Genomic DNA, 19,209 nt, shown 5'->3' with positions numbered 1-19,209 from the left:
GTCAGGCCACCTTCACGATGCTGTTGACGTAGATTCCGGGGGTCACCACGTTCTCCGGATCCAGGGCGCCGGTCGGGACGATCTCCGACACCTGGACGATTGTGTGCTTGGCCGCGGCGGCCATGATGGGACCGAAGTTCCGGGCCGTCTTGCGGTACACGAGGTTTCCCTTGCCGTCGGCCTTGAGCGCCTTGATGAGCGCGACGTCGGCTTGGATGGGCGTCTCGAACACCTGCCATTTACCGTCCAGCAGCCGGGTTTCCTTGCCCTCCGCGAGCATGGTGCCGTAGCCGGTGGGGGTGAAAAAACCGCCGATGCCGGCCCCGGCAGCCCGGATGCGCTCGGCGAGGTTGCCTTGCGGCACGAGCTCCAGCTCGATTTCCCCGGCCTTGTATTTCGCGTCGAAGTGCCAGGAATCGGACTGGCGCGGGAAGGAGCAGATCATCTTGCGGACCCGCCCTTCCTTGATCAGCAGAGCCAGGCCCTGATCGCCCTGGCCGGCGTTGTTGTTCACCACGGTGAGGTCCGTGGCACCGGAATTCAGCAGTGCGTCGATAAGTTCGAACGGCTGGCCCGCATTGCCGAAGCCGCCGATCATGACGGTGGAGCCGTCCTTGATGCCGGCGACTGCTTCGCCAACGGTGTCAATGAATTTCAGCATGGTCCTTTAGCCCTTAACCCCAGCAGTAACGTTCTCAAGCACCACGGCCAGGCCCTGCCCGACGCCGATACAGATCGCCGCGACACCCCAACGCTGGCCCGAAGCCTCCAGGCTGCGGGCCAGCGTGCCCAGGATGCGCGTGCCGGAGGCGCCCAGCGGGTGCCCCATCGCGATCGCGCCGCCGTGCCGGTTCACGATCGAAGGATCGATCCCCCACGCATCAATGCAGGCCAGGGACTGCGCGGCGAAAGCTTCGTTAAGTTCGACGGCGCCCACCTGGTCCCAGCCGATGCCCGCCTTCGCGAGGGCCTTGTTAGCCGCTTCCACCGGCGCGTAGCCGAAGAACTGGGGATCGTTCCCGTGCGCCCCGCGACCGGCGATGCGGGCCAGCGGCTCCAGGCCCAGCAGCCCGGCGGCGCTTTCGCTACCGATCCAGGCCGCGGAGGCGCCGTCGGACAGCGGCGAAGCGTTACCTGCCGTCACTGTTCCGCCTGTGGTCTTACCTGCGGCGGCGTCCGAAGATTCGGGACGGAACACGGTCTTGAGCCCGGCGAGCTTTTCCGCCGTCGAGCCTGCCCGGATGCCCTCGTCGCGGACCAACTCTGTGCCCGGAACCTGTGTCACCAACTGATCGTAGAAGCCTTCGTCCCAAGCGGCGGCGGCGAGGTTGTGCGAGGCCGCGGCGAACTCGTCCTGCCGCTCCCGGGTGATCCCGTACTTCTCACGCAGGCGCTCGGTGGCCTCGCCCAGGGAAATGGTCCAGTCTTTGGGCATCGCCGGGTTGACCAGGCGCCAGCCCAGGGTGGTGGAGGCCAGGGTCATGTCGCCGGCCGGGTACGGCTTGGACGTCTTCGGCAGCACCCACGGGGCACGGGACATGGATTCTGCGCCGCCCACCAGCATCAGCTCGGCGTCGCCGGCGTTGATCTGGCGGGAGGCGATGATGGCGGCATCCAGGGAAGAGCCGCATAGACGGTTGACCGTGGTGCCGGGCATCGACGTCGGAAGCCCGGCCAGGAGGGTGGCCATGCGGGCGATGTTGCGGTTCTCCTCGCCGGCGCCGTTGGCGTTGCCGAACACCACCTCGTCGATGCGCTCAACATCCAAACCAGGTGCGCGCTTCACGGCTTCGCGCACCACGTGGGCTGCGAGGTCATCCGGTCGCACCCCGGCGAGGCCCGAGCCGAACTTTCCAAAAGGGGTGCGTACGGCGTCGTACACATAGGCCTGGTTCATGCGTTATCCATTTCTTTGAAGACCTGTTGTGCGGTCTTGAATGCGGTGTTGGCGGAGGGAACTCCGCAGTAGATGGCGGTCTGAAGCAGGATTTCCTTGATCTCTTCCCTGCTCAGCCCGTTGGTGATGGCGGCGCGGATATGCATGGCCAGTTCTTCCCAGTGCCCGTGCGCCACCATCGCCGTGATGGTGACGGCCGAGCGCATCTGCCGCGTCAAGCCCGGGCGGGTCCAGATGCCGCCCCAGGCGATGCGGGTGATCATGTCCTGGAAGTCCTCGGTGAAGGAATCCTTCTTGGCGTTGGCGCGGTCCACGTGTGGATCACCGAGCACTTCGCGGCGGACCACCATGCCGGCGTCGTAGATTTCCTGCGAGGTGGCGTCGCGTTGAACGGCGCCCTGCGAAGAATCAGTGCTCATTTTCCGGCCTCCGTCATGAACGTCCGCATGAGGTCCGCGACGACGGCGGGCGCCTCCGCAGGCGCAAGGTGCCCGACGCCGTCGAGCGCTACGGAAACAGCGCTGCCGCCGCCGGCGTTGATGCCGTCCGCCACTTCTTCAGCGAACGACGGCGGTGCAACAGTGTCCTCGACGCCAGCCAGCGCCTGCGTGGGGACGGTGATGCTGCCGAGTTCGGAGCGGACGTCGAAAGCGGCGAGCGCCTCGCAGCAGAAGGCGTAGCTGAAGCGGTCGGCGTCCCGCAGCGCGTGCAGGAGGCGGCTGCTGACCACGGGCTGGCGGTCCATGAACCCGGGAGCGAACCAGCGTTGGGCTGATCCCTGGATCATCACCGCGGTGCCCTGCGCGCGAACGGTTTCAGCCCGTTCGAGCCATCCCTCGGGAGTTCCGAGCTTCGCTCCGGTGCATTGCACGGACAGGCTCTTGAGCCGCTCGGCGTGTTTGATGCCCAATTGCAGCCCCGTGGCGCCGCCAAGGGAGTCCCCGGCATAGTGGAACACGGCGCCGGGAGCGATCGAGTCCACCAAGTCCACCACCGCGTCGGCCAGTTCGGCGACGCTGAACGTTTCGGAAGCCGCGGGCGAGACGCCGTGACCAGGCAGGTCCCAGCCGATCACGTCGAAGTCGTCGCCGAGGAGGGCTGCCGTCTCGGTCCACAGCACGGTGGACGTTCCGAGCGAGGGCCCTACCAAGAGGAGGGGCTTCTCCCCGAGGGGGCGCTGCGGGGACAGCAACACCGCCTTGACCTTGGGCTTAGCCACGATCGGCTCCCTTCGGATTGGTGTTGGAAAATTCCGGGTAGGCGGCGAGGATGCGGCGACTGATCTCCGCAGCCTCGCCCAGGTAGTTCGCTGGGTCCAGGAGGGCCCGCAGTTCCTCGTCGGACAGCTTGCCCGCTGGCACGGCCTCGCGAAGAAGCTTGGTGTAGATCCGGGACTGCTCCGCAGCGGGTGCTTGGAGGGTCTCGTCGACGACCGCTTGCAGCCGGGCCTTCGCTTCGGCCCTGTCCGCGCCAAGGAACGGAGTAATGGAGGACGCCACGGCTTCGCTGAGCAGCAACGGTCCGGAGATTTCCAGGTTGCGACGCATCGCCTCGGGGAAGACTCGGAGTCCCTCGGCGAGCTCGCGGAGCTGGATGGCGGAGCCAAGGCCCAGGCGCAGCAAGCCCCGCAGAGCAGGCCATTCGCTGTGCCAAGCACCGTCGGGGCGTTCGTCGTTGAAGTTCGCTGCTGCGAGGTGCAACTGCGCTGCCAACCCGGGAGCCTGAAGCGCTGCGCTGCGGATCAGCACGGACAACACCGGGTTCTGCTTTTGTGGCATAGCCGAGGAGACGCCACGGCCCGCGGCAATGGGTTCACCCAGCTCGGCAACCTCGGGGCGGCTGAGGAAAAGCAGGTCCGAGGCGATCTTGCCGAAGGAGTCCGTCAAGGAAGCCAAAGCGTCTCCGAGTGCCGTGACGGCCAGCCTGTTGGTGTGCCAAGGCGCGGGGACGGGAGCCAGTCCCAGCTTCCCGGCCAGTGCATCTGCCAAATCAAAGGGGCTCGACGGCGAGCCTTCCGTAAGCACGGAGGCGGACGCCAGGGTGCCACTGGCCCCACCGAACTGCACCGGCAGCTCCAACGACTCCAGACGGCGGGCCGCGGCAGCCACACCGTGGAACCACTGCGCCGCCTTGAGCCCGAAGGTGAATGGCAGCGCATGCTGGGTCAGGCTCCTGCCCACGCACAGCGTGTCCGCATGCTGCTCCGCAAGGGCGACGAGCGCCGTCGTCGTGCTTTTTACTTCGGCGAGAAGTGCGGAAACTACGCGGCGAGCAAGCAGCATCAGGGCCGAATCCAGCACGTCCTGGCTGGTCAGCGAGGTGTGCACGGCAGCAAGTGCGCCGGCGTCCAGCCTTTTGACCCGGCCCCGGAGATCGGCCAGCAGCGGAATGACCGGGTTGGCGCCGCCTTGCGCGCGTTCGGCGATGGAAGCGGCGTCGTAGGCCCAGGTTTCCGCGGCCTCGGCCACGACGGCGGCGGAACCGGCGGGCACTAAGCCCGCCTCTTCCAGCACGGATGCCCAGGCGGCTTCGACGTCGAGGATGGCCGCGATGACCGCACGGTCACCCGTCAGCGCCGCCACGGCGGACGACGCCGAAACCGGGCTGAGCAGCCCGAAATCGCCGTCGAGGCTCATCGGGAGGCGCCTTCGAAGTCGAGAAAGACAGTCTCGTTCCCGCCTTGCAGGCGCAGATCCCAGGTGAGGCCGCCATCCGCATCGCGTCGGGCGATGAGCGTCTTGCGGCGCTCGGGGTCGAGGGAGCTGAGAAGCGGATCGGCAGCGAGCGCTTCCTCGTTTTCCGGCAAGTAGATCCTGGTGAACAGGCGGTTCATGAGCCCACGCGCAAAGACGGCGACGGAAATGAACGGCGCAGCCGCTGGTTTTCCGGGGACCGGGGAAGTGGGTCCGGGGTTGACCGTGGTGAAGGTGAAAACGCCGGAGTTGCCTACCGCCGCGCGGCCCCAGCCGGTGAAGGTGTAGCCGTCGCGGACCAGGGAGCCGGTGCGCTGGACCACGTTGCCTTCGGAATCGGGCTGCCAGATCTCCAGGATGGCGTCCGGGATGGCTTCGCCGGCGCCGTCGTACACGGTGCCTTGAAGACGGATGCTTCCGGCGCTGCCTGGGGCGAGGAGTTCGTTGTCCTTATTAAAGGGGAGGGCGTAGCCGTAGAACGGGCCAACGGTCTGGCCAGGTGTGGGAATCAACTTGCTCATGTGCTTACTCCTCATCCCCGGTGTCGCCAAAGGCTTCGTTTTCGGTCCAGGTGCGCTTCGACCCGCTCAGGACAATGTCCCAGTTGTAGCCGAGGGCCCACTCGGGACTCGTCAGTTCGTGGTCGTACTTGGCAACGAGGCGGTCGCGGGCGTCTTGGTCCACGATCGACTGGTAGATAGGGTCCAGCGGGAACAACTGGTCGCCCGGGAAGTACATCTGGGTGACGATGCGCTGCGTGAAGTCCGTGCCGAACATGGAAAAGTGGATGTGCGCCGGACGCCAGGCGTTGAGGTGGTTCTTCCACGGGTAGGCGCCGGGTTTGATGGTGGTGAAGCGGTAGGTGCCATCCGGTCCGGTGATGCAGCGTCCGACGCCGGTGAAGTTCGGGTCGAGCGGGGCGGGGTGCTGGTCGCGCTTGTGGATGTAGCGGCCGGCGGCGTTGGCCTGCCAGATCTCCACGAGCTGGCCGGCAACCGGGCGGCCGTCGCCGTCGAGCACTTTGCCCTGCACGATGATCCGCTCGCCCTGGGGTTCGCCGTTGTGCTGGATGGTGAGGTCCGATTCCAAAGCGTGCACGTCCTGGTGCCCGAATGCCGGCGAGTGAAGCTCGATGGTCTCAGGGTCCGCGTGGTGCAGGCTCTTGGTGGGGTGGCGCAGGATGCTGCTGCGGTACGGTGCGAAGTCCAGACGGGGCTGGGTCTCCGGTGCGGCACCATTCTTGAGCGCTTGGGCGTACGCCTCGCCGATGGCTTTGATCTCGGCGCTGAGATCCGCTTGGGTTTCGACGGCGGCGTCCGACGGCGCGTGCCCGGCATGCGGTTCGGCCGCCGGTACGAGCTCGTCGTCTTGGTAGTGCCCGGCATTTGCGTCTAGCAGCACGGCCGGCTCCTTTCGGGTGGTTGCTTTCCTGGTTTCTGCGTGCGTCATTGCTCAGCGGTGCATGTGGTGGGCGTGAAGCGAGTCGTACTGGACGGCGTGCCGCACCGGGGCGTTGGGGGCGCCGTAGCCGTCGTAGTTGCCGCGGCGTTCCACCATTTCGAAGAACACGCTGCCCACCGTGGCGGTATAGAAGTGCAGGAATTCACCGTTGGCGTCCCTGTCGTAGAGAAGGTTCAGTTCCTTGAGGCTGGCCAGGAAAGCAGGCTCCAAAGCGAAGCGCGCATCCAGGTCCTCGTAGTAGTTGGCCGGGATCTGCAGGAACTCGAGTCCGCGTGTCTGTGCCGCCCGGGCCGTGGCCACGAGGTCATCCACCGCAAACGCGATGTGTTCCTGGTAGCTCTTGCGGGAACCATTGCCTTGCTGGCCGGGTCCTTGCTGGCCGGGTTCCTGCTGAAGCAACGGAGCAAGGTTCAGCACCAGGCGCACTGCGCGGTCGGAAGTCACCATGACCTGCGAGCGCACCAGGCCGCTGGGGCTTGGCACCTCGGCGAACGGCTGCGGTTCCAGGGCCAAGGCACTCGTATAGAAGAGGACGGCTTCGTCGAAGTGCTGCCAGGGCTGGGCCAGGTTCACGTGGTCGATCAATGCTTGCGCCCCCGCTGAAGGGTGCTCCAGGCCTTCGCCAAACTCGCGAGTCCAGGCGGCGGTGCCGTCCGGACTGCCTTGGCACAGGAAGATCTCGGTGGAGTCCGGGGCTGCGATGCCTTGGAACACTTCCTCGTCCGCCTGGACCTTGCGCGGTACCACGGGGGCCTTGAGTTGCTGGGCGCGGGCCGAGGCAATCACGGGAGAGTCGACGTCGAACCCCAACGCCGCGATGGCGGGTTCACTGTGCGACGGCGCCTGTTCGTTGATGATGACGCGCGCCTGGCCCATGGACCACAGCTGCACGTCCTTGGTCCGGTGCCGGCCGTCGAATTCGAAGCCGAGCTGACCCAGAAGCGTTTCGAGCTGTGCGGGCTCATCGGTTTTGACTTCGGCGAAGTTGAAACCGGCCGGTTCAGCCACCTTGGGCAGCGTGGCCAGTTCCATGGGATAACGACGGCGGCTGGCGGCGTTGGCGGGCGAGTCACCGCTGGCGCCTCCCGGCGTTCCTCCTGCCGTAAAGGAGGACGCGTTCGCGTCGAGCCATTTGGCGCTCTGTTCCTCAAGCCAGATCAGCGAACGCATGGCGTCGACGGCTGTGCGCTCCACATCCGATTGGCGGAAGACGTCGTTGAAGACTTCCAGCGAGACCGGACCGGAGTAGCCGGCCCGGGCAACGTGGCCCATGAACTTGGCAAGCTCGAATTGTCCTTCGCCCGGGAACACGCGGTAGTGGCGGCTCCAGGACAGCACGTCCATGGAGAGTTTCGGGGCGTCGGCCACTTGGACGAAGAAGATCTTCCCGGGCTTGATGGCCTCGATGGGTGCGGTATCCCAGTCGCGTGAAAGGATGTGGAAAGAGTCCAGGCAGGTGCCCAGATTGGGGTGGTCCACCGCTTCCACCAAACGGTGCGCGTGTTCGTAGTCGTTGACGTATTTGCCCCAAGCGAGGGCCTCGTACGCTACTTTGACGCCGTGGTCCCCGGCCAGTTCCGCCAGTCGGGAGAGCTGTTCGGCGCGGAGGTCGTCGTCGTCGATCGTGGCAGTTCCCACGTTGGTGCACACCAGGATGGTGTCCATGCCAAGGCGGGACATGAGCCTGAACTTGGCGTCCGCCCGGCGCAGGTTTTCCTGGAGGATGTCCTCTGAGACACTGTCGAAGTCGCGGAACGGCTGGTAGAGATCAAGGCCGAGTCCAAGGTCCGCGGCCATCTTCCGCACATCCTCGGGGCTGAGCGGCGACGTGACGAGGTCCTGTTCGAAGATCTCGATGCCGTCGAAGCCCGCGATGGCGCAGGCCTGCATCTTTTCCTTGAGCGTCCCGGAGAGGCAAACTGTGGCGATTCCGGTGCGCATCAGTGCCCCGCCCCGGCGAGAGCCTTGCCGGCCTCGGACGCTTCAGCCTTGGCTTCCTCGGCGCCCACCAGCTCAAGGAAGTGTGCCCGCATTCGTTCCGGATCGGCGTCGCGGCCGGTGAAGATGCGGAAAGCGTCGGCGGCCTGGCCCACGGCCATGCGTCCGCCGTCGAGCACGCGGCAGCCCTTGGCCCGGGCCTCGAGCACCAGCTGGGTCTCGATGGGGCGGTAGACGATGTCGGCCACCCAATGGCGGGGTTCCACGAGGGACATGTCCAGTGGGAGGCCTGGATGCGCGGCCATGCCCACCGGCGTGCAGTGCACCATACCGTCGGCAAGCGGCATGAGCTGCGGCAGCTCCGCCGTCGTGCGTGCCGTGACGGTGCTGCCCGGGAACAGCCCGGCGAGTTCCGCCGCCCGTTCGGCGCAGCGCGCGGGATCCACGTCTACAAGGTCCAGCGTCTTGACGCCCGCGGAAAGCAGGGCGTATGCGACGGCGGAGCCGGCACCGCCCGCGCCCAGCTGGACGACGCGGTCCAGGCCGGCGTCGGGAAGGCCGCTGGCCAAAGCTGAACCGAAGCCGGAGAAGTCTGTGTTGTGGCCGATGAAGCGGCCGTCCTGGATCAGAACGGTGTTCACAGCGCCGAGCCGCTGGGCGTCCTCGGAAACCTCGTCCAGGAACGGCAGGACCAGCTGCTTGCACGGATGCGTGATGTTGAGGCCGTTGTAACCGAGCCGGGAAGCTGCAGTCAGGAGATCGCCGACGGCGGAGCCGGGCAGGGAGAGCTCCAGCAGGTCGATGGGCCGGTACAGGTAGCGCAGCCCCTGGACGTCGGCCTCCCTCTCGTGCATGGGCGGCGTCAGAGAAGGCGTCACGCCTTCGCCAATAAGGCCCACCAAGAAGGATTCGGCTCGGTTGCTCATGCTCATTGCTCCTTTGACAACTGCACCCGCGGATGGGCCTTCTCCGGAGTCCTTTGGGACGTCCGAAAAGAGCTGCTCCGCCGGGCGGTATGAATCAGACTACACAAAATGTTCACATATTGCACTTGTGTTCTTATCGCGAACAAAAATGACTACCGGCGGACTCTTAGCGCTGCGGCAGGCGGTCGGCAAGCTCGGATGCCGCACTCTTCAGCAGGGGAACGACGGCCACGAGCTGCTCCACGGTCATCCGGAAAACAGGGACCGCGGTGGCCAGGGATGCGAAGGCAACACCTTGGGAGTTGAGCACGGGGACGGCGACGGCGCGCATGCCCACCTCGTTCTCCTCGTCCATGATCGCGTAGCCCTGGCGCCGAACCTTTTCGATTTCCAGGCGGAATGCGTCGCGGTCGGTAATGGAGAACTCCGTGAGCGGCTCCAACTCGAGCTCTTCCACGAGCTGCTGCCGCTCGCCGTCGTCCGCGAAGGCGACCAATGCCTTGCCTACTGCCGTGGTGTGCAGCATTCCAAGGTGCCCCGGATCGCTCGTAACCCGGAACATCTGGGGGCCGTCCACCTTGTTGACCGTGAGGTGGTGGTGGCCATCCCGGACTGAAAGGATGGTGGCCTCGCCGGTCCCCTCCGTAACGCGCTGCAAGATAGGCCGCGCGGTACCCGCAAATCCGTGGTGATTGGACACCCGCTGCCCGAGCTGGAAGACACGGAGGCCCAGGTGGTAGCGGCGCCCATCGGGCTCATAGTCCACAAAACCGTCGCGGGTCAGGGATCCGAGCAGTCGATAAGTAGTGCTGAACGGCAGCTCCGCCTGGCGGGCAAGCTCTGAGGCACTGGCCCCCCTTGGCTCATTGCCCAGCAATACGAGGAGGCCCAGGGCTTTGCCGATCATGTCCGTCTTTGTGTCTTCCTTCACATCCATAACTAAAGATTGCCACATCGTGAGAGCTATATCTAGATGGTGAGTAAATATCTTGACAAGTGACTGCGCTCACAGTCATTATTGCTATATCGCACAAGTAGCTCTCACAATGTGGCTATAGTGTGAGGCCGCTGCCGGACCCACATCAGCGTTCCAAGTAAGCAATTTCAGCCAGATGCGACATCGCCGTCACACAAAGGAACACCATGAGTCACACCATCCCGTCTACGACGCCGGGCACCGCTGCCACGGCGGGGACGCCGAAGAAGGCCGCCCTCGCGAGCTTCCTCGGCAGCGCAGTCGAGTACTACGACTTCTTCATCTTCGGTTCGGCCGCGGCCTTGATCTTCCCGCACGTCTTCTTCCCCGGCGCGGACGCCAACGCAGCCATCATGTCCTTCGCGACTTTCGGCTTCGCCTACGTTGCAAGGCCCGTTGGAGCCATCATTCTGGGGCACTTCGGCGACCGCATCGGCCGCCAGCGTGTGCTGATGTTCACCCTGGTGCTCATGGGCGGTGCAACGTTCATCATTGGCTGCCTCCCCGACTTCAAGGCCATTGGCTGGTGGGCTCCGGCCCTGCTGGTCTTCGCGCGCCTCTGCCAAGGTCTTTCGGCTGCCGGCGAGCAGGCCGGCGCTTCGTCCATGACACTGGAACACGCCCCGGACAACCGCCGCTCCTTCTTCACATCCTGGACCCTCACGGGAACCCAAGGTGGCCAGATCCTCGCAGCATTGGTCTTCATCCCCGTCGTCGCCCTCCCGGACGAGATCAAGTACGGCATCGGCTGGCGTATCCCATTCTGGCTCAGCGCCGTGGTGGTGCTGGTTGCCTTCTTCATCCGACGCACCCTGCACGAGCCGCCGGCATTCGCCGAGGCCAAGAAGAACAACCAGATCGCCAAGCTCCCAGTGGCCGACCTCCTCAGGCTGCACTGGGCCGATGTCCTGCGCGTTATCTGCTGTGCCTTCATCTCCGCCGTGAGCACCGTCTTCGGCACCCTGGCCATTGCGTACGCCAAGGACGTGGCCCACGTCAACAGCACCATCACGCTGTGGCTCGTCGTCGCTGCCAACATCGTGGCCCTTGGCACCCAGCCGGTCTTCGGCAATCTGGCTGACCGGATCGGCCGCAAGCCCGTATTCATCTACGGCGCCATTGCCAGCGCCATCATGACGCCGGTGTTCCTTTTGACCCTTGAATCCGGAAACGTACCGCTCATGTTCCTGGTATCCGTGGTGTACTTCGCCCTCGGATACGCCGCCGCCAACGCCGTATGGCCTTCCTTCTATGGCGAAATGTTCAGCACCAAGGTCCGCTTCTCCGGCTTGGCCATCGGCACGCAGATCGGCTTCCTTTTGGCAGGCTTCGCCCCGACCATCGTCACCGCAATGGGCGGCACCAAGGCCGGCGGCTGGATCCAGATCAGCATCTTCACCGGAGTCATCTGCATCATCGCAGCCGTCTCCGCAATGACGGCCCGGGAATCCTTCAAAACCCCGACGGCAGAGCTCGGCCTGAGGTAAACTTCCCCGCTCTAACCCCATCCATTGTTCCGCACCCGTCGTTTTGAGCCCTCAGAACGGCAGGTGCGGAACAATGGATTTTTTTGTGCACGGAAGTCTTACCCACGGCTAACCCGTGCGAAACCACCCTGCAACATTGGCCCGCCACACTGGAATAGCCGGCAAACGCTGGCAGCTCCAGCCAGGGAGGCCACCATGTTGAAGGAAGTATCAACCCACCCCACACGAATCCGCGCACTTGACCAGCTGCACCGCGGCGACCAGATCGAAGCCCGGCTCTCCGTCGGACCCTCCTACGATGACGTGGTCATCCGCCGAGGCAGCGTCCAAGAGACGGCCCCGGGCATCGGCGTCGTCTGGATCATGGATCAGCTGACTGGCCTGCGCAAGGCCATCAATACCGACGAATGCACAGTCTGGCGAGTGGCCTGATCCTGGCCTCGAACCGCTCAGCCGCCAGCCACGGACTGGATGATCAAGACCTCCTGGCCGGCCGCAACCTCAGTATCCAGACCTTTCAGGCGCCGGACCTCCTCGCCATTCACGTATATATTCACGTAACGGCGGAGGGACCCGGTTTCGTCCCGGAGCCTCCGGGCCAACACCGGGTAGTCCCCGGTCACAGCATCAAGCAAGCTTTCCACGGTCACAGCTCCGTCGGCGGGCGTAGTCAGGTAGGACTGCCCGCCGGCGAGTGGCTGGAGAACGCTGGGCAAAACCACGGTGATGTCGGACAAGGTCCGTCCTAAGCCGGCAGACCGGATGCCGCAGAGGCAGTGGCGAATTCGGCGGACAGATCGCCGGAGACAACGGCAGCCCGGACGCACAACACATCGGGCAGATGCGAGGCAACCTCAATGAAGGACTCGCCCTCGTCAGCGCTGGCGTAGACCGAACCGCCGCGTGTTCCGAAGTACACCCCGGCAGGTTCAGCTGAATCCACCGCGGCCGCGTCACGGAGCACAGCATTGTATTCGTGGTCCGGGAGCCCCACATCCAAACGCTTCCAGGTCCCGCCGGCGTCGTCCGTGCGGTGCACCGCGAGATGGCCATCCGGCGGAATCCGCTCGCTGTCTGCCTTGATCGGGACAACCCACGCGGTACCTTCGCGGCGGGGGTGGGTGAGCATCACGAAGCCGAAATCGGCGGGCAGCCCATCCGCGATGGAAATCCAATTCTCGCCGTTGTCATCCGTGCGGTACACGCCGTGGTGGTTCTGCGCATACAGGCGACCCTCGACGGCGGCATCCGCGGCGATCTTGTGAACGCACTGGCCGAACTCCGGGTTGGGATCGGGCATGAAGTAGGCCGAGATTCCCTTGTTGCGAGCTTCCCAGGAGGTTCCGCCGTCGAGCGATCTGTAAACCCCGCCAGTGCTCATGGCAACGTGGACGTTCTCCCCGGAGGGGTTGACCACGATCGAGTGGGCGGCAGCGCCGCCGTAACCCGCTCCCCATTCGCTGCGGTGCGGATGGTCCCACAGGCCACGGTTCAGCTCGAAGTGCTCGCCGCCGTCGGTGGATTTCCAGACGGAGATCGGTTCGCAACCGGCCCAGACGACTCCTGGCCGGGACGCGGAGTCCGGGTAGATCTGCCAAATCCGCTCCAGTGCGGCATCGGTGCCCTCTGGGAATTTGATGGCGCCCTGTTCGGGCTCGGTCCACGTGGCGCCTAGGTCGTCGGAGTGGGCCACGGTGGGACCCCAGTGTTCGGAGCGTACGCCCACCATGATCCGGGGCTTGTCCCCGCGCGTATCGATCCCGATGCTGGGGATCTCGCTCATGAGGAAGTGCGGACCGGAAAGGGACCATTCCTTGCGGTCTGAGCTGCGTGCCAGCCACAGTCCTTTTTTGGTCCCGATCGCCAAAACATAACTCTCTGCGGTAGCCATGAACCCCATGCAACCATCCCCGCGCGGGAGCCGCAACGGTTTTATGAACCGGTCTAGGAAACCTTCTCAGTCCACGAACTCGGACTGCGTCTCGATAAAGTCCCAGTCGGCATCGGACAGCCCGCCGGCCAACTCCTCCAGACGCGGCCCACCGACTTCGGCAATGCGTTGCAGAACCTCCAGCGGAAGCTCGGCAGCCCGCAGGTTCTCCCGCAGCCATTCCTTGCTCTTGAGGTCAATGTCCAGCCACCACATGAAGATCTCCACGTGGACCACCCCTTCCTGTGCAAGTTAACGCTAGGCCTGCGGGGGGTGCTCTACAAGGGGCGGAGGCCTGATCAAACGCCGGATCCGGCCCTAATTTCTGGCGTGGAACGGGCCTGGAACGGGCCTAGAAAAAGTAAAGTGAAAGTAGTTATTCAGATTGGTAGCGGAGGGCCGTTGGGGCACGTAAGCTAATTGTCAGCAGGAAGCCAAGAACCTGCTCCAAAGTCCGCTCCGGAGTGCGTATCCCCCAATAACGCACTCCGGAGCTCTTTGTTTAAGCTACCTCGCGACGCGGAAATTACCAGGCGATGCGCAAAATCCCTGGCGCCCCCGGAATTCCGGTGTCGCCAGGGATTTTGCGTGTCGCTCAGCTCTTAGACGAACTGGTAAAGCAAGGCCGCCATGCCGAAGCCCACCACGGAGAGTACGGTTTCCAGCACGGTCCACGTCTTCAAGGTGTCCTTGACGGACATGTTGAAGTACTTGGAGATGATCCAGAAGCCGCCGTCGTTCACGTGGCTGGCGATGATGGAGCCGGAAGAGATCGCCATGACGATCAGCGCCAATTGGGGCTGCGAATAGTGTCCGGCGGTGAGCGCGGGGGCCAGGATTCCGCCGGTGGTGACGATCGCCACTGTGGCTGAGCCCTGGGCAATGCGCATGCCGCAGGCGATCACGTAGGCGGACACGATGACCGGGAGTCCCGCCTTGGACAAAGTGTCAGCTACCGCGTTGCCTACTCCGGTTGCCGAGAGGACCGCGCCGAAGAATGCACCCGCTCCGACAACAAGCAAGATCATGCCGACCGGCTTCAGTGAAGCAGAGCTGAGTTCGGAGAGTTCCTTGGCACTCATGCCCCGGCGGATGCCCAACAACCACATGGACAGCCCCACGGCAACGGTCAGCGCGATGGCCGGGTTGCCAAAGAACACCAACGTGTCGCGGAATCCGCCGGCGGGCAGGAAGACGTTGCCGAAGGTGGCGCCGAGGATCAGGACCATCGGCAGGCCAATGGCGAGGGCAACAAGGCTCATGGGCGGCTCGTGGCCAACGGCCTCTTCGGCTTCCGGGATCACGCGGTCCTCCGGCACGGCGATCTGCACGCGCTTGCCGATCCACCGGCCCCAGAGGATACCGGAGGCGAACCAGGCCGGGATGCCGCAGGCCAAGCCCATGATGATGATCCAGCCAAGTTCAACGTGGAACAGCCCGGCGGCGGCAACGGGGCCCGGGTGCGGCGGCAGGAAAGCGTGGGTTACGGAGAGGCCGGCGAGGAGCGGCAGGGCGTACAAGATGAGGGACTTCCCGCCTCGCACCGCCGCGACGTACACGAGGGGTGCGAGCACGAAGATACCGATGTCGAAGAAGACCGGGATACCCAGGACGAAGCCCGTGACACCCATCGCCACGGGGGTGCCCTTTTCGCCGAAGACCTTCACGAGCTTCCCCAGGAGGACCTCCGCGCCACCGGAACGTTCCAGGATGGCGCCGAGCACGGTACCCAGGCCAATGATCAGTGTGATGTGTCCTAGGATCCCGGCGAAGCCCCTCTCAATGAGGGCATCGCCGCTCTTGATGGGCGAGCCCACAAGGGCGTCGATGCTCACTCCGCCAACCAGCGCCACAAGCACGCTGGTACCCACCAGGGCGATGAACGGTTCGACTTTGACCTTGATAATCAGAAACAGCAGGAGGGCAATGCCCACACCTGCCAGGAGAAGCAGGCCGGCTGTATCGTGCCGCAGCCAGTTCAGGAATTCATTCATGGAGGTTACTTTCTGGGGATTCCTACGTGAGGGTGGCGGTGAAGGCGGAGGCCCTGGCGGAGATGTCTGCCCACTCGCCCGAGGCCACGGCGGCAGGAGGGACAACGCTGGTTCCGCAGCAGACCGCGGCTGCACCGGCGTCGAGATAGCTCTTGGCGTTCGACGCATCGATCCCGCCGGAGGGAAGCAGCCGAATGCCGGGGTACGGCCCCCGGAGGTCCTTCAAGTAGGCAGGGCCGAGCTGCCTGGCCGGGAAGATCTTGACAGCGGCGGAGCCGAGATCGAGGGCCTGCGCAACTTCCGTGGGTGTCATGGCGCCCAAGCTGAAGGGAATACCGGCAGCCACAGCGACTGCGGCCACCTCGGGACGAAGGCCGGGCGTCACCAGGAACTGGGCGCCGGCGTCGATGGCTGCCTTAGCCTGCTCGGCTGTCATGACGGTGCCGATCCCGACGGCGGCGCCGTGCTGCGCGGCAGTCTCCGCCGCCCGTCGCACATGGCTTAGCACGTCCGGCGTGGTGAACGTCAGTTCGACGCTGCGGATGCCGCCGTCGGCAAGTGCCCGGCAGAGATCGGCGGCGTCGGGGATAAACGACGCCCGGACGACGGCGAGGGCGCGGTCGGCTTCGAGCTGCTGGACGAATTCTTCAGGAGTCATGCGATTCGATACCTTCTTCTGGCGCTATTCGGGTGCGTCCGTCGGGGCTGCGACGCAGGGCGCGGCCGGCACGAGCGCCGGTGGGTTGCCCGCCGTCGATCGCTGCCGTCCCGTTGACGAACACGTAATGGATGCCGGTGGCGGCTTGGCGGGGATTTTCAAAAGTGGCTTCGTCACGGATGGTCTCCGGATCGAAGAGGACGACGTCGGCCGCGTAGCCTTCGCGGACCAGGCCGCGACGGTCGAGCTTGAGCCGCCCGGCCGGGCGTCCGCTCAAGTGGTGGACCATGTCTTCCAGCGTCAGCAAGCCCAAGTCGCGGCTGTAATGGCCCAGGTAACGGGGAAAAGTTCCCCAGGCGCGGGGGTGCGGCTTCGCCCCGACCAAAAGACCGTCGCTGCCGCCGGTGTGGGCGCGGTGGACCATGATGGCCTGCACGTTTTCTTCGTGGCCAACGTGCTGCAGGATCCCGGTACCCAGGCGGTCTTCCTGGAGGATCCCCGCGAACACGTTGAAGGGCTCTTGTTCCGTTTCCTCGGCGATCGCAGCGATCGTCTTGCCCACATGGCCGGCGAGCGCGGGATTCTGGACGCCGCTGATCTCGAGCGTGTGCCACTCCGCAACCACTCCATGGCAGCCGTCGGAGCCGTAAATCTCCACGCTCTCCCGGATTTTCGCCCTGGTTTCCGGGTCGGCCAGCCGGGCCAGCGTGGCCTCGGTGCCGCCAGAGGATGCCCAGCTCGGCAGGATGGCCGAAAGCGTGGTGGCGCCAGGCAAGTAGGGGTAAGTGTCGAGCGTGATGTCTGCGCCGGCGTCGAGGGCCGAGTCGATCAGCTCCAGCAGCTCGCCCGCCCGGCCCTTGTTTTCGGCGAAGTTCATGGTGGCGTGGGACAGGTGCAGGGCGCAGCCGGTAGTCCGGCTCAGCTCGATCATCTCGGCGTAGGCTCCGAGCGCGCCCCTGCCGTAGGAGCGGTGGTGCGGAGCGTAGAACCCGCCCAGTTCCCCCACGGTGCGGCAAAGTCCTGCCAACTCCTCCGTGCGGGCGTACATGCCGGGGGTGTAGGTCAGCCCCGAGGACATCCCCACGGCTCCTTCCTCCATGGCGGTGCGGACAACGTCCTGCATCCGCTCCTGCTGCTCCGGCGTCGGGTCCCCTTCGGCGAAGCCCATCACCAATGCCCGGACAGTTCCTTGCGGCACGAGGTAGGCGGCGTTGGTGGCGATCCGGCCTTTGTTGTCTGCGAGATCGAGGCGGTCAAGGTACTCGCCCACGGTTCGCCAGTTCCAGTCGAAGTCCTGCGGATTGTCGTTCCAACCGGCGATCTTTTCGCGGACTCCGGCGAGGGTGGCGTCGTCTACCGGAGCGTAGGACAGCCCGTCCTGGCCCAGGAGCTCAGTGGTGACGCCTTGGCTGAGCTTCGCGTAGTGGTCCTTGTTGACCAGTAGCTGCAGGTCCGAATGGGCGTGCATATCGATGAAACCAGGGCTGAGGACGAGTCCCGTGGCATCGATCATCCGCTCGGCGCCTGTTCCGCTGGCGGTGAGGGATCCGGCCTCGGCGACGACGGCGATCACCCCACCGTCCAGCAGGACGTCCGCCGGGCGACGGTCCGCTCCGGTTCCGTCCACGAGGAGGGCGTTGCTGATCAGGGTCTTCATGGCGCGTGTCCTAGAAGAAGGTGTGGATGAGATCGACGACGGTTTGGTCACCGTCCGTGTCCGCCAGCACCGGGATGAGCGTCCACTTGTCGAAGGCGGTGCACGGATGCGAAAGTCCCAGGCGCACCACGTCGCCGGGCCGCACAGTGGTGGTGCCGGCGTCGAACGTCATGAAGCAGTGCTGATCGTTGACAGCGGTGATCTCGGCACCGGCGAGCGGCTGCATGGGACCGCCGAGGACCGGTCCGACCAGCTGCGGACGGGGCAGGCCTTCGTCCACGGGAAGGTCGCGCTTCCCGGCGTCGAGAATGGCCAGGCCTGGCTCGGGCTGGGAAACGACGCGCGCCCAGCCGTGCATTCCTGCCTTGAACGGCTGTCCGCCGTCGCGGGAAAACGGCGAGATGCCGCGGTAGAAGCCGTCATCGTGGATGATGTACGCGCCGCTTCGGATCATGAGTTCGACGCGCGGACCGTCTTGCGTGCCGGCGTCGATGCACGGCGAAAGGACGTCGACGACGTCGTCGAAGTAGGCGCTGCCACCCGCGGTGAGGATGACGGCGTCGGACCCGTAGAGACTTTCCTTGAGCAGCCGCTCGTGCAGCTCCCGCATCTGGCCCAAGTAGCCGCGGACGGCGGCGAGGCTGCCGACGTCGGCCGTGTGGGCGAGCGATCCTTCGTAGCCGCTGACGCCCACCAGCCTTAGGTGAGATGAAGCGGCCACGGACCGGGCGACGTCGAGCGCTGCCTCCAAGCCCCGAGCACCCGTGCGTCCGCCGATTCCGCCAAGCTCAACCAGGACATCCAGGACGGCGTCGCTTCCAGCGACTTCCAGGGTGCGTCCGATGACATCCACCGTGACGGTGGAGTCCACCCAGGACAGGATCGGCTGATCCGGACTGGCGGTCGCGCCAACCCATTCGATGGCATGCGGATCGGTGAGGCTATTGGCCAACTGCAGCCGCCGCACGCCGAATTCGCGGGCAACGCGGAGCTGCGCGAAGTTCGCCACGGTGATCCCCCATGCGCCGCGGTTGAGCTGTTCGGCCCACAGCTGCGGTGCCATAGTGGTCTTTCCGTGCGGGGCAAGCAGCACGCCGTGCTCAGCACACCACGAGGCCAAGCGATCGGCATTGCCGCGAAGCGCGCCGGCATCGAGGGTCAGCAACGGCGTCTGGAGGTCCGCGAGCTTCGGGGCTGCGGAGAGGAACTCGCGGTGGCTGGTGCCGTCGGCCGTGGCGGGCACTGCTTTGTGCCGCCAATCGAGCCGGACATCCGCCAGGCGGGCCACGGCGTCGGTTGCAATTGCCCCGGACTCTGTCCCGGCTCCGGCCTCTATCCCTGCTCCGGACGTGGAAGTGTTCACCAGTTAGATCCCTTCACGGTGCGCATTTTTGGCAAGCTTTTCCGCAACCTCCGTTGCGTTGCGTATTTTGCAACGCGGGTTGCAAAGCTGTTGGTGACATGTCTAACATGGTGCAGGATCGGGAGTCAAGGCCGTGGCAAGTCCCGGCAGCCTCGATCCGGCCACTGAAATCCCTTCTTCATTGGGGGTGTCGAGTGCCGCTGGAAGCGGCAGAGGGAGTGCGGGAGTT

Annotated in this window: 19 protein-coding genes; 2 read left to right on the top strand and 17 right to left on the bottom strand. The window is 65.1% G+C overall.

Annotated features, from left to right (window positions below; translation table 11 throughout):
• Nucleotide 1: 1 nt before the first annotated feature.
• The 10 genes from AC3ANQ_RS00480 to AC3ANQ_RS00435 all read right to left on the bottom strand — a co-directional run bounded on the left by AC3ANQ_RS00480 (nucleotide 2) and on the right by AC3ANQ_RS00435 (nucleotide 9,852).
• Nucleotides 2-661 carry a 3-oxoacid CoA-transferase subunit A gene (locus AC3ANQ_RS00480; RefSeq protein ID WP_488303299.1) on the bottom strand — a complete coding sequence of 220 codons (660 nt, stop codon included), beginning with the start codon at nucleotides 659-661 and terminating at the stop codon, nucleotides 2-4.
• A gap of 6 nt (nucleotides 662-667) precedes the next feature.
• Complete coding sequence (locus tag AC3ANQ_RS00475) at nucleotides 668-1,897, bottom strand: thiolase family protein (protein ID WP_488303298.1); 1,230 nt, start codon at nucleotides 1,895-1,897, stop codon at nucleotides 668-670.
• Complete coding sequence (pcaC, locus tag AC3ANQ_RS00470) at nucleotides 1,894-2,316, bottom strand: 4-carboxymuconolactone decarboxylase (protein ID WP_488303297.1); 423 nt, start codon at nucleotides 2,314-2,316, stop codon at nucleotides 1,894-1,896. The genes AC3ANQ_RS00475 and pcaC overlap by 4 nt, the downstream gene beginning before the upstream one ends.
• Nucleotides 2,313-3,116: an alpha/beta fold hydrolase gene (locus AC3ANQ_RS00465; RefSeq protein ID WP_488303296.1), complete on the bottom strand. Its 804-nt coding sequence runs from the start codon at nucleotides 3,114-3,116 to the stop codon at nucleotides 2,313-2,315. Before AC3ANQ_RS00465 ends, pcaC begins: the two co-directional genes overlap by 4 nt.
• Nucleotides 3,109-4,533, bottom strand: coding sequence for a lyase family protein (locus tag AC3ANQ_RS00460; RefSeq protein ID WP_488303295.1), 1,425 nt, complete (start codon nucleotides 4,531-4,533; stop codon nucleotides 3,109-3,111). The genes AC3ANQ_RS00465 and AC3ANQ_RS00460 overlap by 8 nt, the downstream gene beginning before the upstream one ends.
• Nucleotides 4,530-5,111, bottom strand: a complete 582-nt coding sequence (gene pcaG / locus AC3ANQ_RS00455) for a protocatechuate 3,4-dioxygenase subunit alpha (protein WP_488303294.1) — start codon at nucleotides 5,109-5,111, stop codon at nucleotides 4,530-4,532. The genes AC3ANQ_RS00460 and pcaG overlap by 4 nt, the downstream gene beginning before the upstream one ends.
• Nucleotides 5,112-5,115: 4 nt before the next feature.
• Nucleotides 5,116-5,988: a protocatechuate 3,4-dioxygenase subunit beta gene (pcaH, locus tag AC3ANQ_RS00450; RefSeq protein WP_488305401.1), complete on the bottom strand. Its 873-nt coding sequence runs from the start codon at nucleotides 5,986-5,988 to the stop codon at nucleotides 5,116-5,118.
• Nucleotides 5,989-6,042: 54 nt separating this feature from the next.
• The gene (locus AC3ANQ_RS00445; protein ID WP_488303293.1) at nucleotides 6,043-7,992 is read right to left on the bottom strand and encodes a bifunctional sugar phosphate isomerase/epimerase/4-hydroxyphenylpyruvate dioxygenase family protein; all 1,950 of its coding nucleotides are present in this window, start codon (nucleotides 7,990-7,992) and stop codon (nucleotides 6,043-6,045) included.
• A complete protein-coding gene (locus AC3ANQ_RS00440; RefSeq protein WP_488303292.1) occupies nucleotides 7,992-8,915 on the bottom strand; it encodes a shikimate dehydrogenase in 924 nt (307 codons plus the stop codon). Before AC3ANQ_RS00440 ends, AC3ANQ_RS00445 begins: the two co-directional genes overlap by 1 nt.
• A gap of 166 nt (nucleotides 8,916-9,081) precedes the next feature.
• Nucleotides 9,082-9,852 carry an IclR family transcriptional regulator gene (locus AC3ANQ_RS00435; protein ID WP_488303291.1) on the bottom strand — a complete coding sequence of 257 codons (771 nt, stop codon included), beginning with the start codon at nucleotides 9,850-9,852 and terminating at the stop codon, nucleotides 9,082-9,084.
• A 206-nt stretch (nucleotides 9,853-10,058) separates the two neighbouring features.
• Here AC3ANQ_RS00435 and AC3ANQ_RS00430 point away from each other — a divergent pair, with 206 nt between their 5' ends.
• Complete coding sequence (locus AC3ANQ_RS00430; protein ID WP_488303290.1) at nucleotides 10,059-11,378, top strand: MFS transporter; 1,320 nt, start codon at nucleotides 10,059-10,061, stop codon at nucleotides 11,376-11,378.
• A 195-nt stretch (nucleotides 11,379-11,573) separates the two neighbouring features.
• On the top strand, nucleotides 11,574-11,810 hold the full coding sequence (locus AC3ANQ_RS00425) for a hypothetical protein (protein ID WP_059388807.1): 237 nt from the start codon (nucleotides 11,574-11,576) through the stop codon (nucleotides 11,808-11,810).
• Nucleotides 11,811-11,827: 17 nt separating this feature from the next.
• On the opposite strand, the gene AC3ANQ_RS00420 is transcribed toward AC3ANQ_RS00425, so the two are convergent.
• The 7 genes from AC3ANQ_RS00420 to AC3ANQ_RS00390 form a co-directional block, all read right to left on the bottom strand.
• A complete protein-coding gene (locus AC3ANQ_RS00420) occupies nucleotides 11,828-12,115 on the bottom strand; it encodes a MoaD/ThiS family protein (protein ID WP_184740006.1) in 288 nt (95 codons plus the stop codon).
• 8 nt (nucleotides 12,116-12,123) lie between these two features.
• Nucleotides 12,124-13,278, bottom strand: coding sequence for a WD40/YVTN/BNR-like repeat-containing protein (locus tag AC3ANQ_RS00415; RefSeq protein WP_488303289.1), 1,155 nt, complete (start codon nucleotides 13,276-13,278; stop codon nucleotides 12,124-12,126).
• A gap of 57 nt (nucleotides 13,279-13,335) precedes the next feature.
• Nucleotides 13,336-13,536 (bottom strand): hypothetical protein, encoded by a 201-nt coding sequence (locus tag AC3ANQ_RS00410; protein WP_268019899.1) that lies wholly within the window; start codon nucleotides 13,534-13,536, stop codon nucleotides 13,336-13,338.
• Nucleotides 13,537-13,910: 374 nt separating this feature from the next.
• On the bottom strand, nucleotides 13,911-15,302 hold the full coding sequence (locus AC3ANQ_RS00405; RefSeq protein ID WP_488303288.1) for a GntP family permease: 1,392 nt from the start codon (nucleotides 15,300-15,302) through the stop codon (nucleotides 13,911-13,913).
• 22 nt (nucleotides 15,303-15,324) lie between these two features.
• Nucleotides 15,325-15,960 (bottom strand): bifunctional 4-hydroxy-2-oxoglutarate aldolase/2-dehydro-3-deoxy-phosphogluconate aldolase, encoded by a 636-nt coding sequence (locus AC3ANQ_RS00400; RefSeq protein ID WP_488303287.1) that lies wholly within the window; start codon nucleotides 15,958-15,960, stop codon nucleotides 15,325-15,327.
• Nucleotides 15,950-17,617 carry an N-acyl-D-amino-acid deacylase family protein gene (locus AC3ANQ_RS00395; protein WP_488303286.1) on the bottom strand — a complete coding sequence of 556 codons (1,668 nt, stop codon included), beginning with the start codon at nucleotides 17,615-17,617 and terminating at the stop codon, nucleotides 15,950-15,952. The genes AC3ANQ_RS00400 and AC3ANQ_RS00395 overlap by 11 nt, the downstream gene beginning before the upstream one ends.
• Before the next feature lie 10 nt (nucleotides 17,618-17,627).
• Nucleotides 17,628-18,980, bottom strand: a complete 1,353-nt coding sequence (locus AC3ANQ_RS00390) for a type III PLP-dependent enzyme domain-containing protein (RefSeq protein WP_488303285.1) — start codon at nucleotides 18,978-18,980, stop codon at nucleotides 17,628-17,630.
• Nucleotides 18,981-19,209 lie beyond the last annotated feature (229 nt).

The sequence above is a fragment of the Arthrobacter sp. DMZ02-1R genome (genome assembly GCF_057747935.1).
This window is presented reverse-complemented; position numbering and strand designations above follow the sequence as displayed.

Bases quoted from the DNA above. Each gene is read 5' to 3' on its own strand.
- AC3ANQ_RS00430 (WP_488303290.1), top strand. From the start codon at position 10,059: ATGAGTCACACCATCCCGTCTACGACGCCGGGCACCGCTGCCACGGCG.
- AC3ANQ_RS00480 (WP_488303299.1), bottom strand. From the start codon at position 661: ATGCTGAAATTCATTGACACCGTTGGCGAAGCAGTCGCCGGCATCAAG.
- AC3ANQ_RS00460 (WP_488303295.1), bottom strand. From the start codon at position 4,533: ATGAGCCTCGACGGCGATTTCGGGCTGCTCAGCCCGGTTTCGGCGTCG.
- AC3ANQ_RS00405 (WP_488303288.1), bottom strand. From the start codon at position 15,302: ATGAATGAATTCCTGAACTGGCTGCGGCACGATACAGCCGGCCTGCTT.
- AC3ANQ_RS00400 (WP_488303287.1), bottom strand. From the start codon at position 15,960: ATGACTCCTGAAGAATTCGTCCAGCAGCTCGAAGCCGACCGCGCCCTC.
- AC3ANQ_RS00475 (WP_488303298.1), bottom strand. From the start codon at position 1,897: ATGAACCAGGCCTATGTGTACGACGCCGTACGCACCCCTTTTGGAAAG.
- pcaG (WP_488303294.1), bottom strand. From the start codon at position 5,111: ATGAGCAAGTTGATTCCCACACCTGGCCAGACCGTTGGCCCGTTCTAC.
- AC3ANQ_RS00440 (WP_488303292.1), bottom strand. From the start codon at position 8,915: ATGAGCAACCGAGCCGAATCCTTCTTGGTGGGCCTTATTGGCGAAGGC.
- AC3ANQ_RS00435 (WP_488303291.1), bottom strand. From the start codon at position 9,852: ATGGATGTGAAGGAAGACACAAAGACGGACATGATCGGCAAAGCCCTG.
- AC3ANQ_RS00425 (WP_059388807.1), top strand. From the start codon at position 11,574: ATGTTGAAGGAAGTATCAACCCACCCCACACGAATCCGCGCACTTGAC.
- AC3ANQ_RS00395 (WP_488303286.1), bottom strand. From the start codon at position 17,617: ATGAAGACCCTGATCAGCAACGCCCTCCTCGTGGACGGAACCGGAGCG.
- AC3ANQ_RS00445 (WP_488303293.1), bottom strand. From the start codon at position 7,992: ATGCGCACCGGAATCGCCACAGTTTGCCTCTCCGGGACGCTCAAGGAA.
- AC3ANQ_RS00415 (WP_488303289.1), bottom strand. From the start codon at position 13,278: ATGGGGTTCATGGCTACCGCAGAGAGTTATGTTTTGGCGATCGGGACC.
- pcaC (WP_488303297.1), bottom strand. From the start codon at position 2,316: ATGAGCACTGATTCTTCGCAGGGCGCCGTTCAACGCGACGCCACCTCG.